The organism is Diaphorobacter limosus, assembly GCF_033100095.1.
GTDB lineage: Bacteria > Pseudomonadota > Gammaproteobacteria > Burkholderiales > Burkholderiaceae_C > Alicycliphilus > Alicycliphilus limosus.
Genome location: NZ_CP136921.1, coordinates 2,500,955 through 2,527,951, shown reverse-complemented (window position 1 = coordinate 2,527,951; position 26,997 = coordinate 2,500,955). Strand labels below are relative to the sequence as shown.

20 protein-coding genes and 5 pseudogenes are annotated in these 26,997 nt (G+C 67.7%); 19 read left to right on the top strand and 6 right to left on the bottom strand.

The genetic code is table 11. From position 1 onward, the window contains the following. Nucleotides 1-10: 10 nt before the first annotated feature. From P4826_RS12255 to P4826_RS12240, 4 genes are all read right to left on the bottom strand, one after another. The gene (locus tag P4826_RS12255; protein ID WP_317700655.1) at nt 11-1,192 is read right to left on the bottom strand and encodes a CaiB/BaiF CoA transferase family protein; all 1,182 of its coding nucleotides are present in this window, start codon (nt 1,190-1,192) and stop codon (nt 11-13) included. Nucleotides 1,193-1,269: 77 nt separating this feature from the next. Beyond that, nucleotides 1,270-2,436, bottom strand: a complete 1,167-nt coding sequence (locus tag P4826_RS12250; protein WP_317700654.1) for an acyl-CoA dehydrogenase family protein — start codon at nt 2,434-2,436, stop codon at nt 1,270-1,272. A 72-nt stretch (nt 2,437-2,508) separates the two neighbouring features. Next, nucleotides 2,509-3,393, bottom strand: coding sequence for an HTD2 family dehydratase (locus P4826_RS12245; protein WP_317700653.1), 885 nt, complete (start codon nt 3,391-3,393; stop codon nt 2,509-2,511). A gap of 11 nt (nt 3,394-3,404) precedes the next feature. Beyond that, the gene (locus tag P4826_RS12240; protein WP_317700652.1) at nt 3,405-4,418 is read right to left on the bottom strand and encodes a Bug family tripartite tricarboxylate transporter substrate binding protein; all 1,014 of its coding nucleotides are present in this window, start codon (nt 4,416-4,418) and stop codon (nt 3,405-3,407) included. A gap of 223 nt (nt 4,419-4,641) precedes the next feature. On the opposite strand from P4826_RS12240, the gene P4826_RS12235 reads away from it, so the two are divergent. From P4826_RS12235 to P4826_RS12200, 8 genes are all read left to right on the top strand, one after another. Then, entirely contained in the window at nt 4,642-5,559 is a 918-nt protein-coding gene (locus tag P4826_RS12235; protein ID WP_317700651.1) for an SDR family NAD(P)-dependent oxidoreductase, read from the top strand. A gap of 10 nt (nt 5,560-5,569) precedes the next feature. Then, the gene (locus P4826_RS12230; RefSeq protein WP_317700650.1) at nt 5,570-6,460 is read left to right on the top strand and encodes a MaoC family dehydratase; all 891 of its coding nucleotides are present in this window, start codon (nt 5,570-5,572) and stop codon (nt 6,458-6,460) included. A 132-nt stretch (nt 6,461-6,592) separates the two neighbouring features. Beyond that, on the top strand, nt 6,593-7,390 hold the full coding sequence (locus tag P4826_RS12225) for an enoyl-CoA hydratase/isomerase family protein (RefSeq protein ID WP_317700649.1): 798 nt from the start codon (nt 6,593-6,595) through the stop codon (nt 7,388-7,390). Continuing rightward, on the top strand, nt 7,387-8,664 hold the full coding sequence (locus tag P4826_RS12220; protein ID WP_317700648.1) for an acetyl-CoA hydrolase/transferase family protein: 1,278 nt from the start codon (nt 7,387-7,389) through the stop codon (nt 8,662-8,664). Before P4826_RS12225 ends, P4826_RS12220 begins: the two co-directional genes overlap by 4 nt. 72 nt (nt 8,665-8,736) lie before the next feature. Next, complete coding sequence (locus P4826_RS12215) at nt 8,737-9,945, top strand: acetyl-CoA C-acetyltransferase (RefSeq protein ID WP_317700647.1); 1,209 nt, start codon at nt 8,737-8,739, stop codon at nt 9,943-9,945. A 105-nt stretch (nt 9,946-10,050) separates the two neighbouring features. Beyond that, nucleotides 10,051-11,028, top strand: a complete 978-nt coding sequence (locus P4826_RS12210) for a Bug family tripartite tricarboxylate transporter substrate binding protein (protein WP_317700646.1) — start codon at nt 10,051-10,053, stop codon at nt 11,026-11,028. Nucleotide 11,029: 1 nt separating this feature from the next. Continuing rightward, nucleotides 11,030-12,538 carry a class I adenylate-forming enzyme family protein gene (locus tag P4826_RS12205; RefSeq protein ID WP_317700645.1) on the top strand — a complete coding sequence of 503 codons (1,509 nt, stop codon included), beginning with the start codon at nt 11,030-11,032 and terminating at the stop codon, nt 12,536-12,538. 106 nt (nt 12,539-12,644) lie between these two features. After that, nucleotides 12,645-13,631, top strand: coding sequence for a tripartite tricarboxylate transporter substrate binding protein (locus tag P4826_RS12200; RefSeq protein WP_317700644.1), 987 nt, complete (start codon nt 12,645-12,647; stop codon nt 13,629-13,631). A gap of 82 nt (nt 13,632-13,713) precedes the next feature. Here the strand turns inward: P4826_RS12200 and P4826_RS12195 are convergent, their stop codons facing one another. Further along, nucleotides 13,714-15,168, bottom strand: a complete 1,455-nt coding sequence (locus P4826_RS12195) for an NAD-dependent succinate-semialdehyde dehydrogenase (RefSeq protein ID WP_317700643.1) — start codon at nt 15,166-15,168, stop codon at nt 13,714-13,716. A gap of 33 nt (nt 15,169-15,201) precedes the next feature. Continuing rightward, nucleotides 15,202-16,424: pseudogene (locus P4826_RS12190) on the bottom strand (ABC transporter substrate-binding protein). Nucleotides 16,425-16,651: 227 nt separating this feature from the next. Between P4826_RS12190 and P4826_RS12185 the strand changes: the two are divergent. The 11 genes and pseudogenes from P4826_RS12185 to P4826_RS12135 form a co-directional block, all read left to right on the top strand. Continuing rightward, the gene (locus P4826_RS12185) at nt 16,652-17,038 is read left to right on the top strand and encodes a Zn-ribbon domain-containing OB-fold protein (RefSeq protein WP_317700629.1); all 387 of its coding nucleotides are present in this window, start codon (nt 16,652-16,654) and stop codon (nt 17,036-17,038) included. After that, nucleotides 17,035-17,376 (top strand): annotated as a pseudogene (locus P4826_RS12180) (thiolase); the annotation flags it as partial. The gene P4826_RS12185 and the pseudogene P4826_RS12180, both read left to right, overlap by 4 nt. Beyond that, nucleotides 17,348-17,683 (top strand): annotated as a pseudogene (locus P4826_RS12175) (HNH endonuclease); the annotation flags it as partial. The pseudogenes P4826_RS12180 and P4826_RS12175, both read left to right, overlap by 29 nt. A gap of 293 nt (nt 17,684-17,976) precedes the next feature. After that, nucleotides 17,977-18,297: pseudogene (locus tag P4826_RS12170) on the top strand (dihydrolipoyl dehydrogenase); the annotation flags it as partial. Nucleotides 18,298-18,405: 108 nt separating this feature from the next. After that, nucleotides 18,406-19,953, top strand: a complete 1,548-nt coding sequence (locus P4826_RS12165) for an IS91-like element ISCR8/ISPps1 family transposase (protein ID WP_008328818.1) — start codon at nt 18,406-18,408, stop codon at nt 19,951-19,953. A gap of 165 nt (nt 19,954-20,118) precedes the next feature. After that, the gene (locus tag P4826_RS12160) at nt 20,119-20,349 is read left to right on the top strand and encodes a hypothetical protein (protein WP_317700642.1); all 231 of its coding nucleotides are present in this window, start codon (nt 20,119-20,121) and stop codon (nt 20,347-20,349) included. Between the two features lie 14 nt (nt 20,350-20,363). Beyond that, a complete protein-coding gene (locus P4826_RS12155) occupies nt 20,364-21,824 on the top strand; it encodes a coniferyl aldehyde dehydrogenase (RefSeq protein WP_317700641.1) in 1,461 nt (486 codons plus the stop codon). A gap of 57 nt (nt 21,825-21,881) precedes the next feature. Then, entirely contained in the window at nt 21,882-23,858 is a 1,977-nt protein-coding gene (locus tag P4826_RS12150) for an alkyl/aryl-sulfatase (RefSeq protein WP_317700640.1), read from the top strand. A gap of 16 nt (nt 23,859-23,874) precedes the next feature. Beyond that, entirely contained in the window at nt 23,875-24,453 is a 579-nt protein-coding gene (locus P4826_RS12145; RefSeq protein WP_317700639.1) for a hypothetical protein, read from the top strand. 12 nt (nt 24,454-24,465) lie between these two features. Beyond that, the gene (locus P4826_RS12140) at nt 24,466-26,055 is read left to right on the top strand and encodes a GMC family oxidoreductase (protein WP_317700638.1); all 1,590 of its coding nucleotides are present in this window, start codon (nt 24,466-24,468) and stop codon (nt 26,053-26,055) included. Nucleotides 26,056-26,144: 89 nt separating this feature from the next. Next, a pseudogene (locus P4826_RS12135) lies at nt 26,145-26,726 on the top strand (roadblock/LC7 domain-containing protein); the annotation flags it as partial. Nucleotides 26,727-26,997 lie beyond the last annotated feature (271 nt).

The following is a 26,997-nucleotide window of genomic DNA, read 5'->3' as shown; positions in this document are numbered from 1 at the left end:
TGTTCATCGGTCAAATCGCCTGCGGAGCCTGCAGCGCGTCGATCTGCTCCGCCGACCATCCCAGCTCGGCCAGGATGGCGGCGTTGTGCTGGCCCACGGCGGGCACGGCCTCCATGCGGTAGTCGAAGGCGCTGTTCACGCCCGGCGGCAACAGGGCCGGCACCGCGCCGGCGGGCGTGCCCACGCTGCGCCAGCGCCCGCGCGCTTTGAGCTGCGGGTGCGCCCACAGATCCGCCATGTCGTTCACGCGGGCGTTGGCTATTGACGCGGCGTCCAGGCGCTCCACCACCTGGGCGGCGGTGAGCGGCGCAAAGGTTTCCAGGATCAGTGCCTGCAGCTCGGCGCGGTGCTGGTTGCGCAGGGCGTTGGAGCAGAAGCGTGGGTCGGCTGCGACCTCGGGGCGTTGGAGGACGCCGTCGCAGAACGCCTGCCATTCGCGCTCGTTCTGCAGGCCCAGCATCACCGTGCCACCGTCTCCGGCCTTGAACGGCCCATAAGGGTAGATGCTGGCGTGCGATGCGCCGGTGCGCGGCGGCGGCGGCGCGCCTTCAAACGCGTAGTACAGCGGGTAGCCCATCCACTCGCCCATGGCTTCCAGCATGGAGACGTCGATCTGGCTGCCCTCCCCCGTCTTGCCGCGCAGCAGCAGGGCCGAGAGGATGTTGCTGTAGGCGTACATGCCGGCGGCGATGTCGGCCACCGAGATGCCGGACTTGGCTGGCGTATCCGGCGTGCCGGTGACGGACAGGAAGCCCGCCTCGCTCTGGATCAGCAGGTCGTAGGCCTTCTTGTCGCGGTACGGGCCGTCGGCGCCATAGCCGCTGATGTCGCAGACGATCAGCTTCGGGTTGTGTTCTTTCAGGGCCTCGTAGGACAGCCCCATGCGCGCCGCGGCGCCGGGCGCCAGGTTCTGCACCAGCACGTCGGCCGTCTTCAATAGCTGCAACAGCGCCTCTTTTGCCTGGGGTTGTTTCACGTCCAGCGCCAGGCTTTCCTTGTTGCGGTTGAGCCAGGTGAAGTGCGACGACTGGCCGTGCACACGCTGGTCGTAGCCGCGCGCGAAGTCGCCGCTGCCGGGGCGCTCGACCTTGATCACGCGCGCGCCCAGGTCGGCGAGCTGGCGCGTGGCAAAGGGCGCGGCGACGGCGTGTTCGAGGGAGATGACGGTGATGCCGTCGAGGGGGCGGGTCATGAAGGGCTCCCGTGCAATATCAAAACAGGGCGGGCTGTTTCTCCCTCTCCCGCCAGCGGGAGAGGGAGTGAAAGCCGTCAGAACGATCGCGGCAGGCCCAGGATGTGCTCGGCCACGTAGGAATAGATCAGGTTGGTGGAGATCGGCGCCACCTGGTACAGCCGCGTCTCGCGGAACTTGCGCTCCACGTCGTATTCGCAGGCAAAGCCGAAGCCACCGTGGAACTGCAGGCAGGCGTTGGCCGCCTCCCAGCTGGCCTTGGCCGCCAGGTACTTCGCCATGTTGGCCTGTGCGCCCATGGGTTCATGCTTGTCGAACAGCTCGCAGGCCTTCCAGCGCATCAGATTCGCGGCCTCGACCTCGATGAAGGCGTCGGCGATCGGGAACTGCACGCCCTGGTTCTGGCCGATCGGGCGGCCAAACACCTGGCGGTCGCGCACATAGTTGGTCACGCGATCCAGGAACCAGTAGCCGTCGCCAATGCACTCGGCGGCGATCAGCGTGCGCTCGGCGTTCAGGCCGTCCAGGATGTACTTGAAGCCCTTGCCCTCCTGGCCGATCAGGTTCTCCTCGGGGATCTCCAGGTTTTCGAAGAACAGCTCGTTGGTCTCGTGGTTGACCATGTTGAGAATCGGGCGCACCGTCATGCCGCTCTTCTCGGCTTCGCGCAGATCCACCATGAAGATCGACATGCCCTCGCTCTTCTTCGTCACCTCGGCCAGCGGCGTGGTGCGCGCCAGCAGAATCATCCAGTCGCTGTGCTGGATGCGGCTGATCCAGACCTTTTGCCCGTTGATGACGTAGCGGCCGTCTTTTTTCACCGCCGTGGTCTTGATCTTGGTGGTGTCGGTGCCGGTGCTGGGCTCGGTCACGCCCATCGATTGCAGGCGCCATTCGCCGGATGCAATCTTCGGCAGGTACTTTTCCTTCTGCGCCGTCGAACCATGGCGCAGCAGCGTGCCCATGTTGTACATCTGGCCGTGGCAGGCGCCCGAGTTGCCGCCACAGCGGTTGATCTCCTCCATGATCACGCTGGCCTCGGTCAGCCCCAGGCCGGAGCCGCCGTATTCGTGCGGGATCAGCGCCGCCATCCAGCCGGCCTTGGTGAGCGCATCGACGAACTCGGCCGGGTAGGCCCTGCTCTCGTCCACCTTGCGGAAGTACTCGTCGGGGAACTCGGCGCACAGCGCGCGGATCGCGTCGCGGATCTCGTGGTGGTTGTTGGAGCCGGTGTGTTGGATCATGGTGGTCTTTCTATGGTTTTGGCCTCTAGCGCCCGTCCATCAAGCGCAAATAGCTATTGATTCAATAGTGTTTCAGGCCAGCGTGGCCTGGCCCTGCATGGTCAGCCAGCCCTCGTGATCCTGGGCCCACAGCTCCACGGTCTTGCCGTCGGCCGAGGGCTTGCCGTGTACGCTGAAGGGCTGCAGGTCGAAGGTCGGCCGCACGGCGCGAAATTCAAAGCGCGCCACCTGGGCATCGGGCAGCTGGCGGCGCAGCAGGTCCAGCAGCAGCGTGGCAATCAGCGGGCCGTGCACGATCAGGCCGGGGTAGCCCTCGACCTCGGTGACGTACTTGCGGTCGTAGTGGATACGGTGGCCGTTGAAGGTCAGGGCCGAGTAGCGAAACAGCAGCACGTCATCGGGCACGATGGTGCGCGACCAGGCAGCCTGGCCGGCCAACGGCGGCTTTTGCGGCGCGGGCGCCGCCTCACCCGGCTGGGCCGCACTGCGATAGACGATGTCGTGCTCCTCTGTCAGCGCCAGGCCATGGGCGTTGAGATACTTATGCTCCACCAGCACGAACAGCAGCTCGCCGGAACGCCCGGCCTTGTGCGAGACGGACTGTATGGTCGAGCGGCGCTGCACCTGCTGGCCCACGCACAGCGGGTTGGCCGGCTCCCAGGACAGGCGTCCACCGGCCCACATGCGCCGCGGCAGCGGCACGGGCGGCAGAAAACCGCCGCGCTTCGGATGGCCATCGGGCCCGATCTCGCTGGCGCGCGCATGGGGCAGGAAGTACAGCCAATGCCACAGCGGCGGCACGGCTGTGCCCAGGGCCGGTTCGGGGTCGTCCCGGTCCAGCGTGGCCGACAGGGCCGCCACGGGCATGGCGGTGAAGCTGTCGCTCAGGGTTTCGCTCTTGCCATGCCAGGTCTGCAGGTGGGCGAGGGCGGCGGGGTCTATGGTGGTGTGGGTCATGTTTCGCCTGGTCAGTTGATGGTGGCGCCGGAGGCCTTGACGATCTGCGCCCATTTGGCAATGTCCTGCTTGAGCAGGGCGGCAAACTCGTCCGGCGTCACGGGCTTGGCTGGGGTGCCTGCCAGTTCCACGCCCTGGGCTTCGAGCTTGTCGCGCATGTCCTTGTCGGCCATGGCCTGGCGCATGCCGTCCTGCAGGCGCGCGACGATGTCCTTGGACACGCCTGCAGGCGCAAACAGGCCAATCCACAGCGTGCCGCTGTAGCCGGGCACGAACTCGGCCAGGGCTGGCACGTCGGACAGCACGGGCGAGCGCTGGGGGCTGCTCACGGCCAGCGCGCGCAGCCGGCCGGCCTTGATGTGCGACAGCGTGGACGGCAGGCTGCCAAACAGCAGCGGCAGCTGCCCGCCCAGCACGTCGTTGAGTGCCGGCGCCACGCCCTTGTAGGGCACATGCTGCAGCTCTATGCCGGCCATCTGGTTCAGCATTTCGCCCAGCAGGTGGTTCAGCGTGCCATTGCCGGCCGAGGCGTATTGCAGCTTGCCGGGCTGGGACTTGGCCAGGGCCAGCAGCTCGGGCACGGTCTTGGCGGGAAACGAGGGGTGGGCCAGCAGCACGTTGGGCACGGCGCCTATCAGGCTGATGGGCTGGAAGTCGGCCACGGGGTCGAAGCCCGGTGCTTTGTACAGCGCCGGGTTGATGGCCTGGCTGCTGCTGATGGTCATCAGCAGGGTGTAGCCGTCCTTGGGCGCCCTGGCCACGGCCTGGGTGCCGATGTTGCCGCCCGCGCCCGGCTTGTTCTCCACCACGGCGCTGCCACCCAGCTTTTCGGCCAGCTTCTGCGCCACCACGCGACCCACGATGTCGTTGGTGCCGCCAGCGGCCTGGGGTACGACCATCACGATGGGGTGGCCCGGATAGGCGGCCTGGGCGAGGGCAGAGGGCGTGGCGCTCAGGGCCCAGCCCAGCGCGGCACCGGCGCACAGGCTGCGGCGGGTGAGGGCGAATAGGAACGGATGGCTCATGCGGGGTTTCTCCGGGTGCCTGGATGGCAATGGGCCCGATGCTCGCCGCTGCCGCGCCGGCGCGCAATCCGCGTTTGTGAAAGCGGCCCTTCCGCGCTCATGAAGGCCAGGGCCTGCTTTCATGCAGCCAAAGCCCGACCTAGCCATTGCCGAATGGCGCCGGCGCGGCTTTGCCGGCATGCTTGGCGCCCATTGATCTACTTACAACGCAAGGATGACGGACATGGCGCAAAAGATGGTGCAGGACAAGGTGGTGGTGGTCACGGGCGCTGGCGGCGGCATTGGGCGCGACATGGCGCTGGCGCTGGCCGCGGCGGGGGCCAAGGTGGTGGTCAACGACATTGGCACCTCCACCAGCGGCGAGGGCCAGGACGCCGGCCCGGCGCAGAAGGTGGTGGAAGAAATCAAGGCCGCCGGTGGCCAGGCCGTGGCCAATACCGACAGCGTGGCCGAGGCCGTGGCCGCCGGGCGCATCGTGCAATGCGCGCTCGACAGCTTTGGCCGCATCGACGGCGTGGTGAACAACGCCGGCATCCTGCGCGACCGCTTCTTCCACAAGATGAGCCTGGACGAGTGGGACGCGGTGCTCAAGGTGCACCTGTACGGCAGCTACTACATGAGCCGCGCTGCGGCCAACCATTTCAAGGAGCAGGAGAGCGGCACCTTCGTGCACATGACCTCCACCTCGGGCCTGATCGGCAACTTCGGCCAGGCCAACTACAGCGCGGCCAAGCTGGCACTGGTGGCGCTGTCCAAGAGCATTGCGCTGGACATGGCCAAGTTCAACGTGCGCTCCAACTGCATCGCGCCCTTTGCCTGGAGCCGCATGATCGGCTCCATCCCCACCGACACGCCCGAGCAGCAGGCGCGCGTGGCCAAGATCCAGCAGATGACGCCCAACAAGATCGCGCCGCTGGCGGTCTACCTGCTGTCGGATGCGGCCAAGGACGTGAACGCCCAGGTGTTCGCCGTGCGCAACAACGAGATCTTTTTGATGAGCCAGCCGCGCCCCGTGCGCTCGGTGCACCGCAGCGAGGGCTGGACGGCGGAGAGCATCGCCGAGCATGGCATGCCGGCTCTGACCCGATCCTTCGTGCCGATGGAGCGTTCCGGCGACGTGTTCTCCTGGGATCCAGTCTGAGGGCGCGCGCATGGCCATCGACTACCACCATCTGAAAAACCGCCCGTTCGCCCCCGTGCACCAGCACTACCAGGCGCGCGACAGCATGCTGTACGCGCTCAGCCTGGGGCTGGGCAACGACCCGCTCGATGCCGCCGCCCTGCCCTTCGTCTACGAGGGCATGGAAGGCGGCCTGCGCGCCCTGCCCACGCTGGCCGTGGTGCTGGGCTACCCCGGCTTCTGGGCGCGCGAGAGCGACACGGGCATTGACTGGGTCAAGCTCTTGCACGGCGAGCAGCGCGTGCGCTGGCACCAGCCGCTGCCGGCCGACTGCGAGGTGGTCGGCAAGAGCCGCGTCACCCACCTGACCGACAAGGGCGAGGGCAAGGGCGCCATCATGATCACCGAGCGCCGTGTGGAAACCGCCGCAGGCGCGCTGCTGGCCACCATGCAGCAGGTGACATTTCTGCGCGGCGACGGCGGCTATAGCCAGCGCGCGGGGCAGGCGAGCGACGAGCCGCTGCCACCGCTCAAGCACACGCCCGAGGATCGCGCGCCCGACTTCACCGACACGCAGGTCATACGCCCCGAGGCGGCGCTCTTGTACCGCCTGATGGGCGACTACAACCCGCTGCACGCCGAGCCGGCGGTGGCCGCCAAGGCCGGCTTCGAGCGCCCCATATTGCACGGCCTGGCCAGCTACGGCCTGGTGGCCTGGGCGCTGCTGCGCCAGTGCGCGGGCTTTGAGCCGGCACGTTTGAGGGCGCTGGACATCCGCTTTGCCGCGCCGGTCTATCCGGGCGAGACCCTCATCACCGAAATCTGGCGCGTGCCGGGCGATGGCAAGCAGTACCAGCTGCGCGCCCGCGTCGCGGAACGCGACAAGGTGGTGTTGAGCCACGGCTTCGCCGAGCTGGCTTGAATTCACTCCCTCTCCCGCGAGCGGGAGAGGGCAGGGGTGAGGGCGACAAAAATGGGCGCTGGACTCAACACCCCCTCACCCCCGCCCTCTCCCCCCCCTCGGGGGGAGAGGGAGTAACAACCAGGAGACTCGATGAGCACACCCCCCGTATTGACCGCCATAGCCGACGGCATAGGCACCATCACCCTGAACCGCCCCGAGGCGCGCAACGCGCTCAGCAAGGACATGCGCCCGGCCCTGGCCGCGGCCGTCACGCAGATGCGCGACGACCCGCAGGTCTACGCCGTGATCCTCACCGGCGCGGGCGGCGCCTTCTGCTCGGGCGGCGACATCTCCGGCATGCTCGACAGCACGCGCACCGGCCTGGTCTTTCGGAACAATATGCGCGAGCTGCACCAGTGGCTGCCCGAGCTGGTGAACATGGAAAAGCCGGTCATCGCCGCCGTCGATGGCCCGGCCTTCGGCGCCGGCCTGAGCCTGGCGCTGGCGGCCGACTTCGTGCTGGCCACGCGCCGCGCCAAGTTTTGTGCGGTGTTCGGCCGCATCGGCCTGGTACCGGATCTGGGCATGCTGCACCAGCTGCCGCGCATCGTGGGCCTGCAAAAGGCCAAGGAGCTGGTCTTCACCGCGCGCACGGTGGAGGCAGAGGAGGCAAAACAGCTCGGCATGGTGTTCGACATCGTGGATGATGGCGCCGCCCTCACCGTGGCCGCGCAGGCGCTGGCCAAGCGCTTTGGCGATGCCTCCACCGCCGCCATCGGCATGGCCAAGACCATCATGAACCAGTCGTTCGAGAGCGACGCGCGCACCCTGGCCGAGATGGAGGCCTACGCCCAGTCCATGTGCCGCGGCTCGCCCTACCACCAGGAAGCGATACGCCGTTTCAAGGCGAAAGAACCGCTGCGCTTCGATTGGGATCGCGCACCATGAGCGCAGACCTGGCCCGGCACCTGCAGCAGCTGATCCGCCCCGGTGACACGCTGTGGTGGGGCCAGGCCACGGCCGAGCCCCTGACGCTGACGCGCGCGCTGGTCGAACACCGGCACGCCATTGCGCAGGGCGGGCGCCTCGGCGTATTCGTGGGCATGGCCGCGTCCGACACGCTCCGGCCCGAGCAGGCCGACGTGCTCGACTTCTTCGGCTACGCCGCCGGTGGCGCGCACCGCCAGCTGGCCGACGCGGGCAGGCTCGACATCCTGCCCAGCCACTACTCGCATCTGCCGGGCCTGATACAGGGTGGCGTGCTGCCGGCCGACGTGCTGCTGCTGCAGGTATCAAAGCCCGACGCCGAGGGCCGGCACAGCCTGGGCCTGGTGCGCGAATACCTGCCCGCCGTGCTCGCCAAGGCGCGCGTGGTGATAGCCGAGGTGAATCCCGCCATCCCCTGGACGCATGGCGGCCCGTATTTGCAGGCCGGCGACTTCGCCCTGCTGGTGGACGCCGAGCATCTGCCGCTGGATCAGCCGCGCGGCGCCATAGGCGCCACCGAGCAGCAGATCGCGCGCCACATCGCCGGCCTGATCGAAGACGGCGCCACGCTGCAGCTGGGCGTGGGCAACCTGCCCGAAGCCGTGCTGGCCGCGTTGCACGGCCACCGTGATCTGGGTCTGCACACGGGCGCGGTGACGGACGGCATTGCCCAGCTGGCCCAGGCGGGCGTGCTGACCAACGCCCAGAAAAGCATCGACCGGGGCGTGGGCGTGGGCGGCATCCTGATGGGCAGCGACATCCTGCGCCGCTGGGCCGAGTGCAATCCGCAGCTGGAGCTGCGCGCCACCGACTACACGCACGACCCCGTGGTGCTGGCGAAGAGCCACAAACTGGCCGCCATCAACGCCGCCATCGAGGTGGACCTGACCGGCCAGATCAACGCCGAGGTGGCGGCCGGCTGCTATGTGGGTGCCGTGGGCGGCGCGGTGGATTTTTTGCGCGGCGCGGCCAGGAGCCGTGGCGGCCTGCCCATCGTCGCGCTGCCGGCCACGGCCAAGGGCGCGAGCCGCATCGTCGCGCAGCTCTCGGGCCCGGTGAGCACGCCGCGCAGCGATGCCGGCCTCATCGTCACCGAGCATGGCGTGGCCGACCTGCGCGGCCAGCCGCTGTCGCGCCGCGTGCGCCGGCTGATAGCCATCGCCGCACCCGAACATCGCGAGAGCCTGGAACGCCAGGCCCATGAACTGCTGCGCCGCTGCGGCGCAGTGCTTTAAAAAAGATAGCTGTTTGCGCTTGTGGGATAAGCGCTAGCGGCCTATTTCATTCAAATCCCAAGGAGAAACACCATGCGCCGAGCCGCCATCGTCACCCCCCTTCGCACCCCCGTCGGCACCTTTGGCGGCAGCCTGCGCCCGGTGTCTGTCGAGGAGCTGGCCGCCACCACGGTGCGCGCCGTGGTGCAAAAAAGCGGCATAGACCCCACGCGCATCGACGATGTGGTGTTTGCCCAGTCCTACGCCAGCAGTGAGACGCCCTGCGTCGGCCGCTGGGCCGCGCTGCAGGCGGGGCTGCCCGTCAGCGTTCCCGGCATGCAGCTCGACAGGCGCTGCGGCGGCGGCCTGCAGGCCATCGTCACGGCGGCCATGATGGTGCAGAGCGGCGCCGCCGACGTGGTGATTGCCGGCGGCGTGGAGAGCATGAGCAACATCGAGTACTACAGCACCGACATGCGCTGGGGCGCACGCTCGGGCAACGTGCGCTTCTACGACCGGCTGGACCGCGGGCGCGAGCGCTCGCAGCCCGTGGAGCGCTTCGGCAAGATCTCCGGGATGATAGAGACGGCCGAGAACCTGGCGCGTGACTACCAGATCACGCGCGAGCAGGCCGACGCCTTTGCGCTGTGCAGCCACCAGAAGGCGGCCGCCGCCTGGGCGGCGGGGCGCTTTGCCGACGAAATCGTCCCGGTGCAGGTGCCGCAGCGCAAGGGCGATCCCATCCTGTTCAGCCAGGACGAGGGTTTCCGCGCCGACGCCACGCCTGAGAGCCTGGGCAAGCTGCGCGCGTTGATGCCGAACGGCACGGTGACGGCCGGCAACGCCAGCCAGCAAAACGATGCCAGCGCCGCCTGCCTGATCGTCGCCGAGGACAAGCTGGCCGAGCTGGGCCTGACCCCCATGGCCACCCTGGTTGGCTGGGCAGCGGCCGGTTGCGAGCCATCCCACATGGGCATAGGCCCGGTGCCGGCGGTGCAGAAACTGCTGGCGCGGCTGAACCTGAAGATCGACGACATGGACCTGGTCGAACTCAACGAGGCCTTCGCCTGCCAGGTGCTGGCCGTGCTCAAGGGCTGGGGCTGGCAGGACCAGGACGCCATCGCACACAAGCTCAACGTCAACGGCTCGGGCATCTCCCTGGGCCACCCCATCGGCGCCACCGGCGTGCGCATCCTGGCCACGCTGCTGCACGAGCTGCAGCGCCGCAAGGGCCGCTACGGCCTGGAGACCATGTGCATCGGCGGCGGCCAGGGCATCGCCGCGGTGTTCGAGCGGGTGTGACGCCTGCCAACGGGTAAACCCCGGCTTTGGCAAAAGCAGATTCCCACGGCGCGGCTTGCGGGCCACCATCGCCGCATTCCATTCCATACCTATAGGAGACACACCATGCCATCTTGCCGCCGCCTCGCCATCGCCGCACTGGCCCTGGCGCCCCTGGCCCTCGCCAGTACGCCGGCCGCTGCCCAGGACGGCCAGCCCGTGCGCCTCATCGTCGGCTATGCCGCGGGCGGCCCGGTGGATCAGGCCGCGCGCCTGTTTGCGCCCCTGCTGGGCAAGGAACTGGGCCAGTCCGTCATCGTGGAGAACAAGACCGGCGCCAACGCCACCATTGCCGGATCCGAGGTGGTGCGCGCCAAGCCCGATGGCCTGACGCTGTGGTACGCCGCCAGCCCCACCATCACCATCAGCCCCAACGTGATGAGCAAGATGCCGTTCGATCCGGCCAAGGACCTGACGCCCGTGGCGCCCATCCTGAGCTACTACAACGTGCTGGTGGTGAACAACAACGAGCCCTACAAGAGCGTGCGCGAGTTGGTGGCCACCGCCAAGTCCAATCCGGGCAAGCTGGCCTACGGCTCGGCCGGTGTGGGCGGCTCCAACCATCTGGGCGCGCTGCTGTTCGCCAAGCGCAGCGGCATCGAGATGAACCACATCCCCTACAAGGGCAACGCCCCGGCGATGACGGACGTGATCGGCGGGCAGCTCAACATGATGCTGGACATCATCAGCACCGCCAGCGCCTACATCCACAGCGGCAAGGTGCGCGCCATTGCCGTCACCTCGCCGCAGCGCAATGCCTCGCTGCCGGACGTGCCCACGTTCGCCGAGTCGGGCATCGACGGCCTCAAGGGCTTCGACGTGGGTGGTTGGTACGGCGTCTATGGCCCCAAGGGCATGTCGCCCGAGCTGGTGGCCAAGCTCAACAAGGCCGTCAATGCCGCGCTGCAGCAACCCGAGCTGAATAAGCGCTACAAGGAACTGGGCTACGACGAGTGGACGGGCGATGCGCACAAGCTGGCCGAGCGCGCCGCCAAGGAGCGCGCCATGTGGGCCACGGTGACGCAGGGCATCACCGTCGATTGACATGGCAGCGCGCATTCATCAACTGCTGGATCGCTGGCTGGCTCAGGCGCCCGATCGGCCCTTCATACACCTGCCGGATGGCCGCAGCCTGAGCTTTGCCGACCTGGGCGCGCTGACCGACGCGGCCGAGGCCGAGCTGCGCCAGCTCGGCGTGCGCGCCGGCGACCGCGTGCTGGTGGTGGCCGAGAACTGCCCCGAGCATGCCGCGCTGATCCTGGCCGCGAGCCGCGTCGGCGCCTGGTCCTGCGGCGTGAATGCGCGCATGGCGCCGGGCGAGGTCGATGCCTTTGCCGCCAAGGCCGATGCGCGCCTGCTGTACTTCACGGCCAGCGGCTCGCGCGCCGCCGCCGGGCATGCGCGCCGCCATGCGGGCGTGGCCAGCGTGTTACCCGGCATGCAGCACGCCGCCGTGCGCGAGCAGGCCACGGTGGAGCCGCCGCCGCTACAGGACGACGTGGCGGCGCTGATCTTCACCTCGGGCACCACCGGGGATCCGAAGGGCGTGATGGTCACGCATGAGGGCTTGATCCACTTCGCCCGCATCTCGGCGCAATCGCGCGCGCTGGGCCCGCGGGACCGCAGCTACGCCTTCGTGCCCATGACGCATATCTTCGGCCTGGCCACGGTGCTGCTGGCCTCGCTCTGGGCCGGCGCGCAGCTGGTGCTGCGCCCGCAGTTCGACCCGGCCGAGCTGCTGGACGCGCTGGCGCACCACGGCGTGACGCAGCTGCAGGGCCCGCCGGCGCTGTTCTCGCGCCTGCTGGGGTACTTGCACGAGCAGGGCATGGAGCACCCCGAGGCGCCGGCGCTGCGCTACGTCTACACCGGCGCCGGGCCGCTGGATCTGACGCTGAAACACCGCGTCGAAGCCACCTTCGGCCAGGCGCTGCACCATGGCTACGGCCTGTCGGAATACGCCGGCTCGGTGCATCTGACGCGCATGGGCGAGCAGCGCTCTGACACCAGCGTGGGCTATGTGGTCGAGGATGCCGAGGTGCAGGTCACCGACCCGGCCACGGGCCAGGCGCTACCAACGGGCGAGCGCGGCGAGCTGTGGATACGCGGGCGCGGCCTGATGCGCGGCTACTTTCGTGACCCGGCCGCCACCGCCGCGGTGATGAAGGCGGGCGGCTGGTACGCCAGCGGCGACCTGGGCGAGCTGCATGCCGATGGCGCGCTGTTCGTCGTCGGGCGCCTGAAGGAGATGATCATCCGCTCGGGCTTCAACGTCTATCCGGCCGAGGTCGAGCTGGCGCTGAACCAGCTGCCCGGCGTGCAGCGCAGCGCCGTCGTCGGCCGGGCGGAGAAGGACGGCAACGAGGAGATCATCGCCTTCATCGAGCTCAGCCCCGGCGCCAGTTTTGACGAGACCGCCGCCCGCGCCCGGCTGCGCGAGCAGCTGGCGCCCTACAAGCTGCCCAGCCACATCGTGACCGTGGCCGAGCTGCCCACCAGTACCAACGGCAAGGTGCTCAAGCGCCAGTTGCAAGAGCAGGCCGCCACCCTTTAGCGTCTACCCCGTCATTCCCGCGCAGGCGGGAATCCAGGAACGCCTCGTCACGGGCATGGATCCCCGCCTGCGCGGGGATGACGCTGTTCATACCTCGGAGACCCATATGACCATGCACCCCATCACCCGCCGCCAACTCGTTGCCGCCGGCCTGCTGGCCGCCGCCACACAACCCTTCGCCGCCCTGGCGAATGACGCCTGGCCCACCAAGCCGGTGCGCTTCATCGTGCCCTTCCCGCCCGGCGGCCCGGTGGACACCACGGCCCGCGCCGCCAGCCTGAAGCTGTCCGAGATCTGGAAGACCCCCACGGTGATCGACAACCGTGCCGGCGCCGGCGGCGTGGTCGGCGCCCAGGCCGCGGCGCGCGAGGCACCGGACGGCTACACCCTGTTCATGGGAGCCATCCACCATTCGGTCAACCCCACGCTGATGGGCAACCTGCCGTATGACATCGAAAAGGACTTCGCCCCCGTCAGCTTCGGCGCCATGTTCCCGGTGTTCGTCGTGGTGCACCCCTCGGTACCGGCCAATACCCTGCAGGAGCTGATCGCCCTGGCGAAGAAGCCTGGCAGCAACCTCAGCTACGCCTCATCGGGCAACGGCGGCGGCACGCACCTGGCGGGCGAGCTGTTCAACATGGAGGCGGGTACCAAACTGCAACATGTGCCCTACAAGGGCAGCGCCCCGGCCATGAACGACCTGCTGGGCGGCCAGGTGCAGATCATGTTCAGTGACGCGCCCACGGCGCTGCCGCACATCAAGAGCGGCCGCGTCAAGGTGCTGGCCGTGGCCAGCCGCAAGCGCTCGGCCATGCTGCCCGATGTGCCGGCCGCCGCCGAGGCCGGCCTGCCCAACTACGAGGCTTATTCCTGGACGGCGCTGTTCGCCCCGGCCAAGACACCGCAGGCCGTGCTGGACAAGATCAACGCCGACTTCAACACTGCCTTCAAGGATCCGGCCGTGCGCCAGCGACTGCTGGACGGCGGCGCCGAGACGGCCCCCGGCACGCAGCAGGAGATGCGCGACTTTCTGCGCGCCGAGATCGCCAAATGGGCCAAGGTGATCAAGACGGCGGGGATCACCACGGGGTAGGGATATGATTGAAAGTAGCTGCTAGCGCTTGTGTGACAAACGCTAGCAGCTACTTTATTTGTAGTAATGGATTGTCGGCGCGTCAATCCTCGCTGATCAGCTTGATGCTGCAATATTCCTGCAGCCCCTCGATGCCGCATTCCGAACCCCAGCCGCTTTCCTTGACGCCGCCAAACGGCGCCTCGGGCATGGAGACATGCAGGCTGTTGATGCCCAGCATGCCGGTCTGCAGACCGCGTGCCAGATGCATGCGCGTGGCGCTGTCGTGGGTGAAGGCGTAGGCGGCCAGGCCATAGGGCAGACGGTTGGCGCGCTCCAGGGCTTCATCCACGCTGTGCGCGCGGTTGATCAGCGCCAGTGGGCCGAAGGGCTCTTCGTTCATCACGCGCGCGTCCTCGGGTACGTCGGTGAGCACCGTGGGTTGCCAGAAATAACCCGGCCCGGCCATGGCATCGCCACCGCATTGCAACTGTGCGCCGCGCTCCAGGGCGTCGGCAATCAGGCTGCGCATGGCCTGCACGCGGCGCGGGTTGGCCAGCGGGCCCATGCTGCTGCCGTCCAGCAGGCCGTTGCCGGGTGTCAGCTGGCGTGCGCGCTCCAGGAAGGCGTGCACGAAGGCCTCGTAGACCGGCTCCAGCACATAGATGCGTGTGGGGGCGATGCACACCTGGCCGGCATTGCGGAACTTGCCGGCGATGAGCATGTCGGCGGCGCGCTCCACCTCGGCGTCGGCGCAGACGATGGCCGGGGCGTGGCCGCCCAGCTCCATGGTGGCGCGCTTGAGGCTGCGGGCGGCCTGCTGCGCCAGCTGCTTGCCCACGGCCGTGGAGCCGGTGAAGGAGAACTTGGCGACGATGGGGCTGTCCAGCAGGTAGGTAGACACCTCGGCGGGCACGCCGAACACGGCGTTCAGCACGCCCGCAGGCAGGCCCGCGTCGTGCAGCGCGCGCACCAGGGCCAGGCCGGTGGCCGGGGTTTCCTCGGCCAGCTTGATGATCAGCGTGCAGCCGGCGGCCAGGGCGCCGGCCATCTTGCGCGCGGGGGTGATGGCCGGGAAGTTCCAGGGCGTGAACGCCGCGCACACGCCCACCGGCTCGTGCAACACGGTGATGCGCTGGTGCAGGTGGCGCCCCGGTACCACGCGGCCGTAGTTGCGCCGGCCCTCTTCGGCATGCCAATCGAAGGTGTCGGCGCTGGCCAGCAGCTCCAGGCGCGCCTCGCGCAGCGGCTTGCCCTGCTCCAGCGTCATGCCGTGGGCGATGGCGTCGGCGCGCTCGCGCAGCAACGCAGCGGCGGCGCGAAGGATGCGCGAGCGCTCCAGCGGCGCTACCGCGCGCCAGCCGCAAAAGGCCCGCTGCGCGGCGGTCAGGGCGGCATCCAGGTCGGCCGGCGTGGCGTGCGGCAGGCGTGCCAGCACCGCGCCGGTGGCGGGGTTGATCACGTCTTCGGCCTGGCGCCCATCAATGCCCAGCCATTGCCCGTTGATATAGAGCTGGGGCTGGGTGTAGGCCAGCTGATCGGCCGATGGGCGTTGCATGGTGGGTTCCCCCCAAAGTTGGACTGTCAGCCCTCAAGTTTGCTTGATGAACTTGCAGGTGCTCTTGGACAGGGGCTTGAAGGCCTGGTCGCCGGGGATGGTGGCCAGCACCTTGTAGTAGTCCCAGGGGTACTGGGACTCGGCCGGCTTCTTCACCTCGACGAGGAACATGTCGTGCACCATGCGCCCATCCTCGCGCAGCTTGCCATTTTGCGCAAACATGTCCTTCAGCGGCATGGCGCGCAGCTGCCTGACCACGGTCTGGGCATCGTCGCTACCGGCGGCCTGCACCGCTTTCAGGTATTGCGTCACGGCGGAATAGTCGCCGGCATGCACCATGGAGGGCATTTTTTCATCTTGCCGAAAAAACGCCGCGCCCAGGCGCGTGTGTCGTCGTTGCGGTCCCAGTAGAAGCCGGTGGTGAACACCATGCCCTGGCCGTGCTTCAGGCCCAGCGCATGGATGTCGTTGATGAACATGATGCTGGGCACGATGGTCTGGCCCTTGGTGATGCCGAATTCGTTCGCCGCCTTGATGGTGTTCACGGTGTCCGAGGTCGCGTTGGCCAGCACGATCACCGGCGCCTTGGAGCCCTGGGCCTGCAGCAGGAACGACGAGAAGTCGCTGGCGTTCAGCGGGTGGTGGCTGCTGCCCACCACCTTGCCGCCGCCGGCCTGCACGAACTCGGTGATGTTGGCCGACATGGCCTTGCCGAAGGCGTAGTCCACGCCCAGGATGAACCATTCCTTCTTTCCCTGCGCCAGCATGCCACGCACCGCACCATTGGCCAGCGCATAGCTATCGTATGTGTAGTGAATGGCGGTGGGTGCGCAATGCTCGTTGGTCAGGATGTCAGAGGCGCCGCCGGTGTTCATCACCAGCTTGTTTTTCTCGCGCGCCAGGTTGTTCACGGCGATGGCGACGGCGGTGTTGTTCAGGTTGACGATCAGGTCCACGCCATCGCGGTCGAACCAGGTGCGCGCATGGGTGGCGCCCACGTCGGCCTTGTTCTGGTGGTCGGCCCAGACGATCTCCACCTTCTTTCCCAATACCTGGCCGCCAAAGTCTTCCAGGGCCCGCTTGGCGGCCTCGACCGAGCCGCGACCCGCCGTGTCGGCGTACAGGCCCGACATGTCCGACAGCACGCCTATGCGCACCACGTCGTCCGAAATCTTCTGGGCCTGGGCGCCCAGGCTCCATGTCAGGCCGCAGGCCAGCAGGCAGGCGAGGGTGCGGGGGGAGGGGCGGCGCAGCATGTTGTCTCCTTGGGTTGTTGCTTGCGGTGCTACCAGCGGCGCATGCTATGGAGGCGCGGACGGGCGCCTCTACGCCATTGCGAAAGCCCGGGTTGACCCCTGCCAAAGCCGGGTTTCCCCGAGGGCTGGCCGGGCGCAAAAGCCGCCCTTTCAAATTGCCGAATTGAAGCCGGTCGCCGCTGCGGGCATGCTGGCGTGCAACAGGCTTATCAACCCCATTCGTGACCATGCACCTGAGCGCACAAACCCATTACCAGGCCGAGCTGGACGCCGGCCGCTTCTGCATACAGCACTGCCCGCAGTGCCAACACCATGTGTTCACCCCGCGCGAGCTGTGTCCGCATTGCGGCGCCGGCGGTCTGCGTTGGGTGCGACCCAGCGGCCTGGGCACGGTCTATTCCACGAGCACCATCGCGCGCAAGGCGGACGCCGGCGGCAGCTACAACGTGGCCCTGATCGACCTTCATGAAGGCGTGCGCATGATGAGCCGCGTCGAGGGCCTGGCGCCCGAAGATGTACGCATCGGCCAGCGTGTGCAGGCCCATGTGGCGCAGAAGGACGGGCGCGGCCTGGTGCTGTTCACCCCGGTGCAGGCGCAAGGAGGTGCCGCATGAGCCGCATTCCCCAATCCCTCTTTGACGCCGCCGCCGTGAACCGCCCGCTGCGCGGGCGCGTGGCCATCGCCGGCGCCGCCACCTATGGCTGCGGCGAGGCGCCCGGCATGGACGACATGACGCTCTTGGTGCGCGCCGCGCAGGCGGCCGTGCAGGACGCGGGATTGAGCATGCAGGACATCGACGGCCTGGCCACCTGCAGCGTCAACGCCAGCATGTGGACCATGCCGGTGATCGAGCATCTGGGCATCAACCCGACCTATGTGGACGGCACCATGATCGGCGGCTCCAGCTTCAAGGGGGCGTTTTGTGAAGGTGCTCAAGCTGTCGGCACAGGGCTTGCCGCAATCGTGGATCACGCTGGAGCAGGCAGTGATCCACTACGCGTCAGAAGATGTGCGCTGGGAGGCGGGCCAGCAGGTGGCGGTGTTTCGCGGCGGGCACAACGCCGTCACCGGCCAGCAGTCGGTCATCACCATCAACAGCATCATCGGCACGCGCGGTGTGCCGGGCATCAACCCGTTTGATCTGCGCCCGAGCCTCACCAACAGCAAGCTTTTCGCGCGCGACCGCAACGTGTGCGCGTACTGCGGCAACCACTTTCACGAGAGCGATTTGACGCGCGAGCACATCATCCCGCAGGCGCTTGGCGCGCCTCGGCCCCTGATGGGCGCAGCGTAACCGCCACCGACCACAATCCGCACCATGTTGCAGAGCGTTACCTGCTGATGGGATCACGATCCGGGCAGTCGCTGCCGGCGCCTGTGCGGGTCACTTCGATCATAGATGCTACCGGGGGTTTGGTCATCGGCCTTTTCTTGCCCAACCAGTGCAGCTTGGCGGCCCGCCGAGAACACCGCATCCAGAAGAAGAACCAGCCGGGCGGCGCCGGGCATACTGCGCGCCATGCCCCGCCTCATCTTCTTCTGCGGCCACGCTTCCCCTGGGCCGCCTCCGGCCGTGCCATTGCCAACGGGCGCGACGAAGGCTTCACCAAGCTGCTGTTCGACGACAGCCCCGAAGCAGGATCAGGAGACGGCCATGCTGGCCGGGGCCACGGCAAGATCTTGGGCGGTGGCATGGTCGGCACCCACGCGGGCGACATGATCGGAGAGATCGCGCTGGCTATCGAGATGGGTGCCGACGCAGTGGACATCGGCAAGACCATCCACCCGCATCCAACCCTTGGCGAATCCATTGGCATGGCGGCGGAAGTGGCGCATGGCAGCTGCACGGATGTGCCGCCTGCGCGCAAGTAAGTCCGCAGCCAAGCTACCCTGACAAGGCCCGAACTGGCGACGGTTCGGGCCTTGTGCTTTGCGTACCCAAACAATCGCCGCAGAATACTGTGCAGTTGTACAGTATTCATGTCAGCCACTTCCAAGCCCAAGCTCTACAACCCACGCCACCCCGAACGCACGCTGCTCTACCAAACGGTAGCCGAGCACTACGAGACCTGGCTAGAGTTGGCCAGCGCGGGTCAGTTCGACGGCCAGGGCGACCACCACACCCCCAAGCCCTTCGTGCGCAAAGCGTTTGCCAAGTATCTTGAGTGCGGCATCTTTGCCCATGGCTTTGCCCGCGCTCGCTGCGGCGACTGTGGGCACGACTACTTTGTAGCCTTCTCCTGCAAAGGCCGGGGAGTCTGCCCCTCGTGCACCACCCGGCGCATGGTGGAGACAGCAGCGCACCTGAACGATCACGTATTCCCCCGCCTGCCGGTGCGCCAGTGGGTGCTCTCCGTGCCCAAGAGGTTGCGGTACTTCATGCAACGCGACGGAGCGGTGCTGAGCATGGTGCTGCGCATCTTTCTGCGGGTGATCGCACAAACTCTGCAGACCCACAGCCCCGGTGCGGCCCATATGGACAAGGCAGGCCTGCACATCGGTGCCATCGCCTTCATTCACCGATTCGGCTCCAGCCTCAATGAACACGTCCACTTCCACGTTTGTGTGGTGGACGGGGTGTTTGAGGAAGTGGAGGGCGAGGGCGATGCTGATGCGACCCCTCGAATCTCATCGCCGGGTGTCATCTTTCACGCGGCCACCGGCATCGATGCGGCTACCGTGGCCCCAGTGCAGACCACACTGCAAAAACGCATCCTGCGCGCCTTCGTTGCTCGGGGCCTGCTGGAGAACTGTGACGCCAAAGACATGCTGGGCTACAAACACAGCGGCTTCTCGGTGGACGCCGGTGTCTGCATCGAAGCCCACGACCGCGCTGCGCTGGAGCGGCTGCTGCGCTATTGCGCGCGTCCACCGTTTTCCATGGAGCGCCTACGCAAAGAGGGAAGCAAACTGGTGTACCGCTGTGCCAAACAGCGCAGCGAGCCCACCAGTGACAAGCGTGGTGCCAAGGCAGATGAGCTGCACCTCACACCGCTGGAACTGATCGACCGCATCGCCGCGCTGGTGCCACCGCCACGCACCCACCGGCACCGCTACTTTGGTGTGCTGGCACCAAACTCGCCGCTGAGAGCGGCGGTAACGGCGCTGGCTCAGCCTGCTGCGTCGCAACCAGCCACGGTGGAGACTGCACAACCTGGCGCGGGCGTACCTGGGGTGGCGGCGCCGGGCAACGCGGCCACACCCACACCCGAACCTGAAGCACGCCCGAAGCGAGCGGCGCATTACTTGTGGGCGGTGCTGATTGCCCGCATCTACGAGGCATTTCCGCTGCTGTGCCCCATGTGCGGTGGGCAGATGCGCATCATTGCCTTCATCACCCACAGCGCCGAAATCCGCCACATCCTGAACCACATCGGGGTGGAGTCTGCCCCCCCGCACATCACCCCGGCACGCGGGCCACCGCTGTGGGAGGGCTGCGACGCGCCGGTGGATGATGGTGCGCAAGGCGAGCCGGATTGGGATCTGGCAGCTCAACCCGACGAGGTAGACCAGCGCGTCAATTGGTGACCCAGTGAAGCGGCGGTATCCATCGCTGCGGGGAAGCAGCTGCGCGCGCGCCAGGCCCAAATGCATACTGCCTCCCAAGCTCTTGCCATTGAGCGGCAAGCGAGCGCTCAACCTTCCTTGGCCGAACGTGTTTCGAGGCCCAAAACTCGTGCCATACTTGGCCTCATGCGGTTGAATTTCCTATCCGTGGTGGCCCTGGAACTGGTGCGCAGCCTGCGCCGGCACGGGCAGGCGCTGCCGGTGGTGGTGCTCGGGCCGCACAGCGCCTTCCGCACGGCGGTGGACGTGGCGCGCCTGGACGGCACCGACTTCCTGGAGCGTCCGGTCAGCGCGCAACGCCTGCGCGCCGCGCTGCACAAGGTGACGGCGGTGGCCGAGGACAGCGCGAAGCGCTGAATGAGGAGACGGGCATGAACGACAACATCCACCCATCGCTGCAGGCGATGGCCGCGGTGGAACGGGTGCAGCGGCTGTTCGCGGCGCAGCGCGCCGCCTGCCTGGCGCAGCCTTGCCCCAGTGCCGACGAGCGGCTCGAGCGGCTGCGCGCGCTGAAGCGCCAGACACAGCGCTACCAGGGCCTGTTGTCCGAGGCGATGAGCACCGACTTCGGTTTCCGCCCCGCGGCCGAATCGAAGATGCTCGACCTGCTGGGCTCGGTGCTCGAAGCCAACCATGCGATCGCGCACGTCAAACGCTGGATGAAGCCCAGCAAGCGCTCGACCGAGCTGCTGTTCCTGGGCAACCGCCTGACGGTGACCTACCAGCCCAAGGGCGTGGTCGGCGTGATCGTGCCGTGGAACTTCCCGATCTATCTGGCGCTGGGCCCGCTGGTCACCGCGCTGGCGGCCGGCAACCGCGTGATGATCAAGATGAGCGAAGTCACTCCCGCCACCAACGCGGTGTTCAAGCGGCTGCTGGCCGAGGTCTACCCCGAGGACCTGGTGGCGGTGGTCGGCGAGGAACTGGCCGACCCCAACGTCTTCACTTCGCTGCCCTTCGACCACATCGTCTTCACCGGCTCGCCCGCGGTGGGCAGGATCGTCATGCGCACCGCGGCGCAGAACCTGACCCCGGTGACCTTGGAACTTGGCGGCAAGTCGCCGGCCGTGGTGTCGCGCCACTATCCGCTGGCCGATGCAGCGCGGCGCATCACGCACGGCAAGTCGGTCAACGGCGGCCAGATCTGCATCGCACCCGACTACGCGCTGGTGCCGCGCGAGAGCGTCGATGCGTTCGTGGCCGCGGTGAGGACCGGTTTCGAAGCCATGTACGGCGGCCACACCGAAGGCAACCCGCACTTCACCAGTGTGGTCAGCGACCGCCAGTTGCATCGGCTGCAGGCCGCACTGGACGACGCACGCGCCAAGGGCGCGACGGTCACCGCCTGCGCGCCGCTGCCGGCGGCCGGCAACCGCCAGCTGCCCTTGCACATCGTCACCGGTGCAACGCCGGACATGACCGTGCTGCAGGAAGAGCTGTTCGGGCCGGTGCTGCCGGTAGTGCCCTACGACCAGCTCGACGACGCCATCGCCTTCATCCACGCGCGGCCCCGGCCGCTGGCGCTGTACTGCTTCAGCCACGACGCGGCCGAGCGCGACGAGCTGCTGCGGCGCACGCATTCCGGCGGCGTCACGCTCAACGACTGGGGCTGGCACGCCATCAACCATGACGCGCCTTTTGGCGGCATCGGCAATTCGGGCATCGGCAACTACCACGGCGAAGAGGGCTTTCGCGAGCTGTCGCACGCCCGCACCGTGTTCGAGCGCCGGCGCTGGTTTCCGACGCAGCTGTTCCATCCGCCGTACGGCAGCTTCGTGCAGAAGCTGGCGCTGAAGTTCTTCCTCGGCCATGGCGACCCGGACCTGCGCTGAGCCGCCCGACCGCTCCACATCGACCCGCCCGACAAACCCCAAAGAAGGAGACCGACCATGAACCCTGCGACCCACCCCCTGGCCGCGCTGATCGGCGCGGCGCTGCTCGTCGGCGGCTGCGCGTCCGCGCCGAACGCGGCCGACATGACACCGAAGCCGGCCACGCCGACCACGGTCAATGCCAACCAGGCCATGCGCCAGGCGGTCGCCGCCTTCGACAAGCGCGATTTCGACGACGCCACGCGCGGCAAGCTGGCCGAGCTGAACGACCCGCTGGTCAAGGCCGCCGACGGCCGCATCGTCTGGGACACGCGCAAGTTCGACTTCCTCAAGAGCGATGCGCCGGCCACGGCCAACCCGAGCCTGTGGCGCAACCAGCAGCTGCAGCATGCGCAGGGCCTGTTCAAGGTGGCCGACGGCATCTACCAGATCCGCGGCTACGACATCGCCAACATGACGCTGGTCGAAGGCAACACCGGCTGGATCGTCATCGACACCCTGCTCACCGCGCCGGTGGCGCGCGCGGGCCTGAAGCTGGCGATGGACACGCTGAAGAGCAGCAAGCCGGTGGTGGCGGTGATCTACACCCACAGCCATGCCGACCACTTCGGCGGCGTGCGCGGCGTGGTCGACGAGGCCGACGTGCGCTCGGGCAAGGTCAAGATCATCGCGCCCGATGCGTTCATGGAACACGCCATCGCCGAGAACGTGCTCGCCGGCAACGCCATGTCGCGCCGCGCCCAGTACATGTACGGCGTGGGCCTGCCGGCCAGCGGCCAGGGCACGCTCGGCACGGGCCTGGGGCTGGCCCTGAGCAGCAGCGTGCCGGGGCTGATTCCGCCCACGCAATACATCAAGAAGACCGGCGAGGAGATGACCATCGACGGCGTGCGCATCCAGTTCCAGATGGCCAAGGGCTCGGAGGCGCCGTCGGAGTTCATGTTCTATTTCCCCGACAAGAAGGCGCTGTGCCTGTCGGAGGTGGCGACCAAGCTGATGCACAACGTCTACACCATCCGCGGCGCGCAGGTGCGCGACGCGCTGCTGTGGAGCAAGTACATCAACGAGACGATGGACCTGTTCCCCGACGCCGAGGTGGCCTTCGCCAGCCACCACTGGCCGACCTGGGGCAAGGAAAACATCCGCGGCTTCCTGGCCAACCAGCGCGACACCTACCGCTTCCTGCATGATCGGGCGCTGAACCTGGCCAACCAGGGCAAGGTGATGGACGAGCTGGGCAGCGAGACCTTCATGCCCAAGGCGCTGGCGGCCGATGCCGCGTCGCGCGGCTACTACGGCACGCTCAGCCACAACCTGCGCGCGGTCTACAACTTCTACCTCGGCTACTACGACGGCAACCCTGCCACCTTGCATCGGCTGCCGCCGGTGGATAGTGCCAAGCGCTATGTCGCCGCGATGGGCGGCGAGGCGGCGGCGCTGGCCGCCGGCCGCAAGGCCTTTGCCGACGGCGACTACCGCTGGGTGGCCGAGATGGTCAACCACGTGGTTTTCGCCAACCCCGCCAATGCCGAAGCGCGCGCGCTGCAGGCCGACGCGCTGGAGCAGTTGGGCTACCAGGCCGAATCGGCGCCGTGGCGCAATGCCTACCTGCTGGGTGCGATGGAGTTGCGCAAGGGCCCGCAGACCGCCAACGTCAGTTCCAGCGGGCCGGACACGGTGCGCGGCATGAGCAACGAGCTGCTCTTCGACTACATCGCGCTGCGCCTGGACCACACCAAGACTGACGGGCTGAAGGCGGCGGTGCAGATGGTCTTCACCGATGTCAACGAGACTTGGGCGCTGGAGCTGTCGAACTCGGTGCTCAACAACACCCAGGGCCGTGTGCTGAAGAACCCCGACGTGACCATCACGTTGACGCGCCCGGCCTTCCTGGCGATGCTGCTGCAGGGCAAGAAGCTGCACGAACTGGTGCAGGCCGGGATGGTCAAGGTCGAGGGCAACCCGCAGGGCTTCGGCACGGTGGTGGCCAACATCGTCGAGTTCCCGCCGTTGTTCAACATCGTCACGCCCTGAAGGCGAGGACGCTGCGATGACCAACTCGGCTCCAATCAACGATCCGCTGTCCATACCTGGCCTGGCGCGGCGCGATTTCCTCAAGGTCGGCGCCGGTTTTTCGCTGGCGCTGGTACTGGCCGGCACGGTCGGCTGCAGTGGCAGTGCCAAGGCGCCGGTGGCCGGCTACGCCTTCCTGCAACCGGGCGATGTCGAGCTGTTCACGGCGCTGGCGCCGGCCGTGGTCACCGAACTGGGCAGCTTTGACGCCGCCAAACGCAAGACCCTGGTCGAGGCGGTACTGCGCAACGTCGACGGTGCCTGTGCCGCGCTCGACCTGGGCTCACGGCAGGAGCTGCGCAAGCTGCTGGACCTGCTGGCCATCGCACCGCTGCGTTACGCGCTGACGGGAGTCGGTGCCTGGAACGACGCCGGCATTGACAAGATGCACGCCTTCCTGGCGCGCTGGCGCGGCAGCCGCTTCGCAACGCTGAACGTTGGCGGCAACGTGCTGGTCAGGCTCACGTCGAGCAGCTTCTACCTGCTGCCCGAGAGCTGGCCGTCCACCGGCTACCCCGGGCCGCTGGAGTACGTGTTCAAGGCCGTCAATTCCTGAGGACGAGAGACCATGGCTCTACCCGACATCTACAGCGAAGGCATCGCCTCGGGCTGGAAGGTCATCGACGGTGCCAAGCTGACGGCGCCGCAGACGATGGAAGCCGACGTGGCCATCATCGGCAGCGGTGCCGGCGGCGGCGTGGCCGCCGAGGTGCTGGCGCTCGCTGGCCTGAAGGTGCTGCTGCTGGAAGAAGGCGCGCTGCGCACCTCGGCCAGCTTCAAGGACATGGACGAGGGCCGCGCGATGCGCGAGCTGTACCAGGAAGGCGGCGCACGCGCTACCTCGGACGGTGCCATCGCGGTGCTGCAGGGCCGCTCGGTCGGCGGCTCGACCACGGTCAACTGGACCTCGAGCTTCCGCACGCCGGCGCCCACGCTGAAGTTCTGGGCCTCGGAGTGCGAGGTGGTCGGCCACAGCGTCGACGAGATGAAGCCCTGGTTCGAGATGATGGAAAAGCGCCTGGACGTGATGCTGTGGGAGGCGCACAACCCCAACAACAGCGTGCTGATGCGCGGCTGCCAGAAGCTGGGCTGGGAGGCGCACGCCATTCCGCGCAACGTGCGCGGCTGCTGGAACTCGGGTTACTGCGGCCTGGGCTGCCCGGTCAACGCCAAGCAGTCGACGCTGGTGTCCACCATCCCCGGGGCGTTGAAACAGGGCGCGACGCTGGTGCACCGCGTGCGCGTGCGCCAGCTGCAGCATGTCGACGGCAAGATCAGCGGCGCGGTCGGCGAAGCCCTGCGCGAAGACGGCCGCACGCCCAGCGGCACGCTGCTGACGATCAAGGCGCGGCACTACATCGCTGCCGGCGGCGCCATCAACACGCCGGCACTGCTGCTGCGGTCGAAAGCGCCCGACCCGCATCAGATCCTCGGCAAACGCAGCTTCATCCACCCGGTGGTGCTGTCGCTGGCGCAGATGCCCGAGCGCATCGACCCGTTCTTCGGCGCGCCGCAGTCCATTGCCTCCGACCACTTCCAGTGGAAGGACGGCGCCACCGGGCCGATGGGCTACAAGCTCGAGGTGCCGCCAATCTTTCCCGGCATCGGTGCGGGCGTGCTCAATGCGTTCGGTGACGATCTGAAGCGCGAGATGGCGGCACTGGCGCACAGCAACGCCGTGCTGGCGCTGCTGCGCGACGGCTTCGTCGAACAAAGCCCCGGCGGCAGCGTGCGCCTGGCCGACGACGGCAGCCCGATGCTGGACTATGACCTGAGCGACTATGTGTGGGAGGGCGCACGCCGCGCCTGGCTGAGCATGGCTGAACTGCAGTTTGCGGCCGGTGCCGAGAAGGTGCGTTCGGCGCACATCGACGCGCGCTACGCGACCAGCTGGAGCGACGCGAAGAGGGCCATCGCCGAACTGCCGCTGAAGAAGTTTCGCGCCACGCTGTTCACCGCGCACCTGATGGGCGGCTGCGCGATGAGCCAGAACCCGAAGCGCGGCGTGGTCGACAGCCGCGGCCGGCATCACCAGCTGGCCAACCTGTCGGTGATGGATGGGTCGGTGTTCCCCACCAGCATCGGCGCCAACCCGCAGCTGTCGATCTTCGGCTTGACCGCGCAGAACGCCACGGCGCTGGCCCAGGACCTGAAGTGAACGAAGACCCGCCGTCGCTGAGCGCCGTGCCGCGCGCGGCGGCCGTGGCCGGTGTCGCCTTCGCGCTGCTGTTCGGCGCGGCCTTGCTGATGGTGCGGCTGTCGATTCCGGGATCGATCGTCGAGCGTGGCGGCTGGCTCGCCGACCCGGCCGGCAACCTGCGCCTGGCCACGCACCTGCTGGCCTGGGGCGGCATCGCCTTCCTGTGGTTCATCGGCGTGGTGCGCACGCACATCGGCGCACGAGAGGACCGCTTCCTGGCGTCGGTGTACTTCGGCAGCGGTGTGCTCTTCCTGGCCATGTGCTTTGTCGCCGCGGCGGGAACGCAGGCGCTGCTGGCGGCGCACGCGCAGTACGGCGAACGCTTCTTCGACAGCGGCACCTACACCTTCGGCAGCCGCTTGACCTACGAGCTGACCAACACCTACGCGCTGCGCATGGCCGGTGTGTTCATGTTCTCGCTGGCCACGCTGTGCCATCGCACCGGCGCTATGCCGCGAGCCATTGTCTGGGGCACCTGGTTGCTCCTGGCCGAGCTGCAGCGCGGGACGCCCGGTGTGCTGAGCGCCACTCTGGCCAGTGCCGATGGGCTGACCGTGGCCTCCACGCTGTCGAACAACCATGAAGCCGACAAGCTCTCGGCCATGTCCGGCTCGCTCAGTGCGCTGGCGGGTGCCATGACGCGCGAGGCCGGGCACGGCGTGCCCGAGCGGCTCATTCTTGAATCCAGCACCGGCCACCCCGCATCTCCCCGGCGCGCGGGCCACCGCTGTGGGATGACTGTAGTGATGCGCAGATGGATGACGGGGCGCAAACCGAGCCAGCAGACTGGGACCTAGCGGCGCAACCGGCACCGGACTTTGAGGTCGATCAGCGCATCAGTTGGTGAATGAACAAAGCGGCGATTTTGACTTGCCGCGAACTGGCTCTGCGCCCGGTACA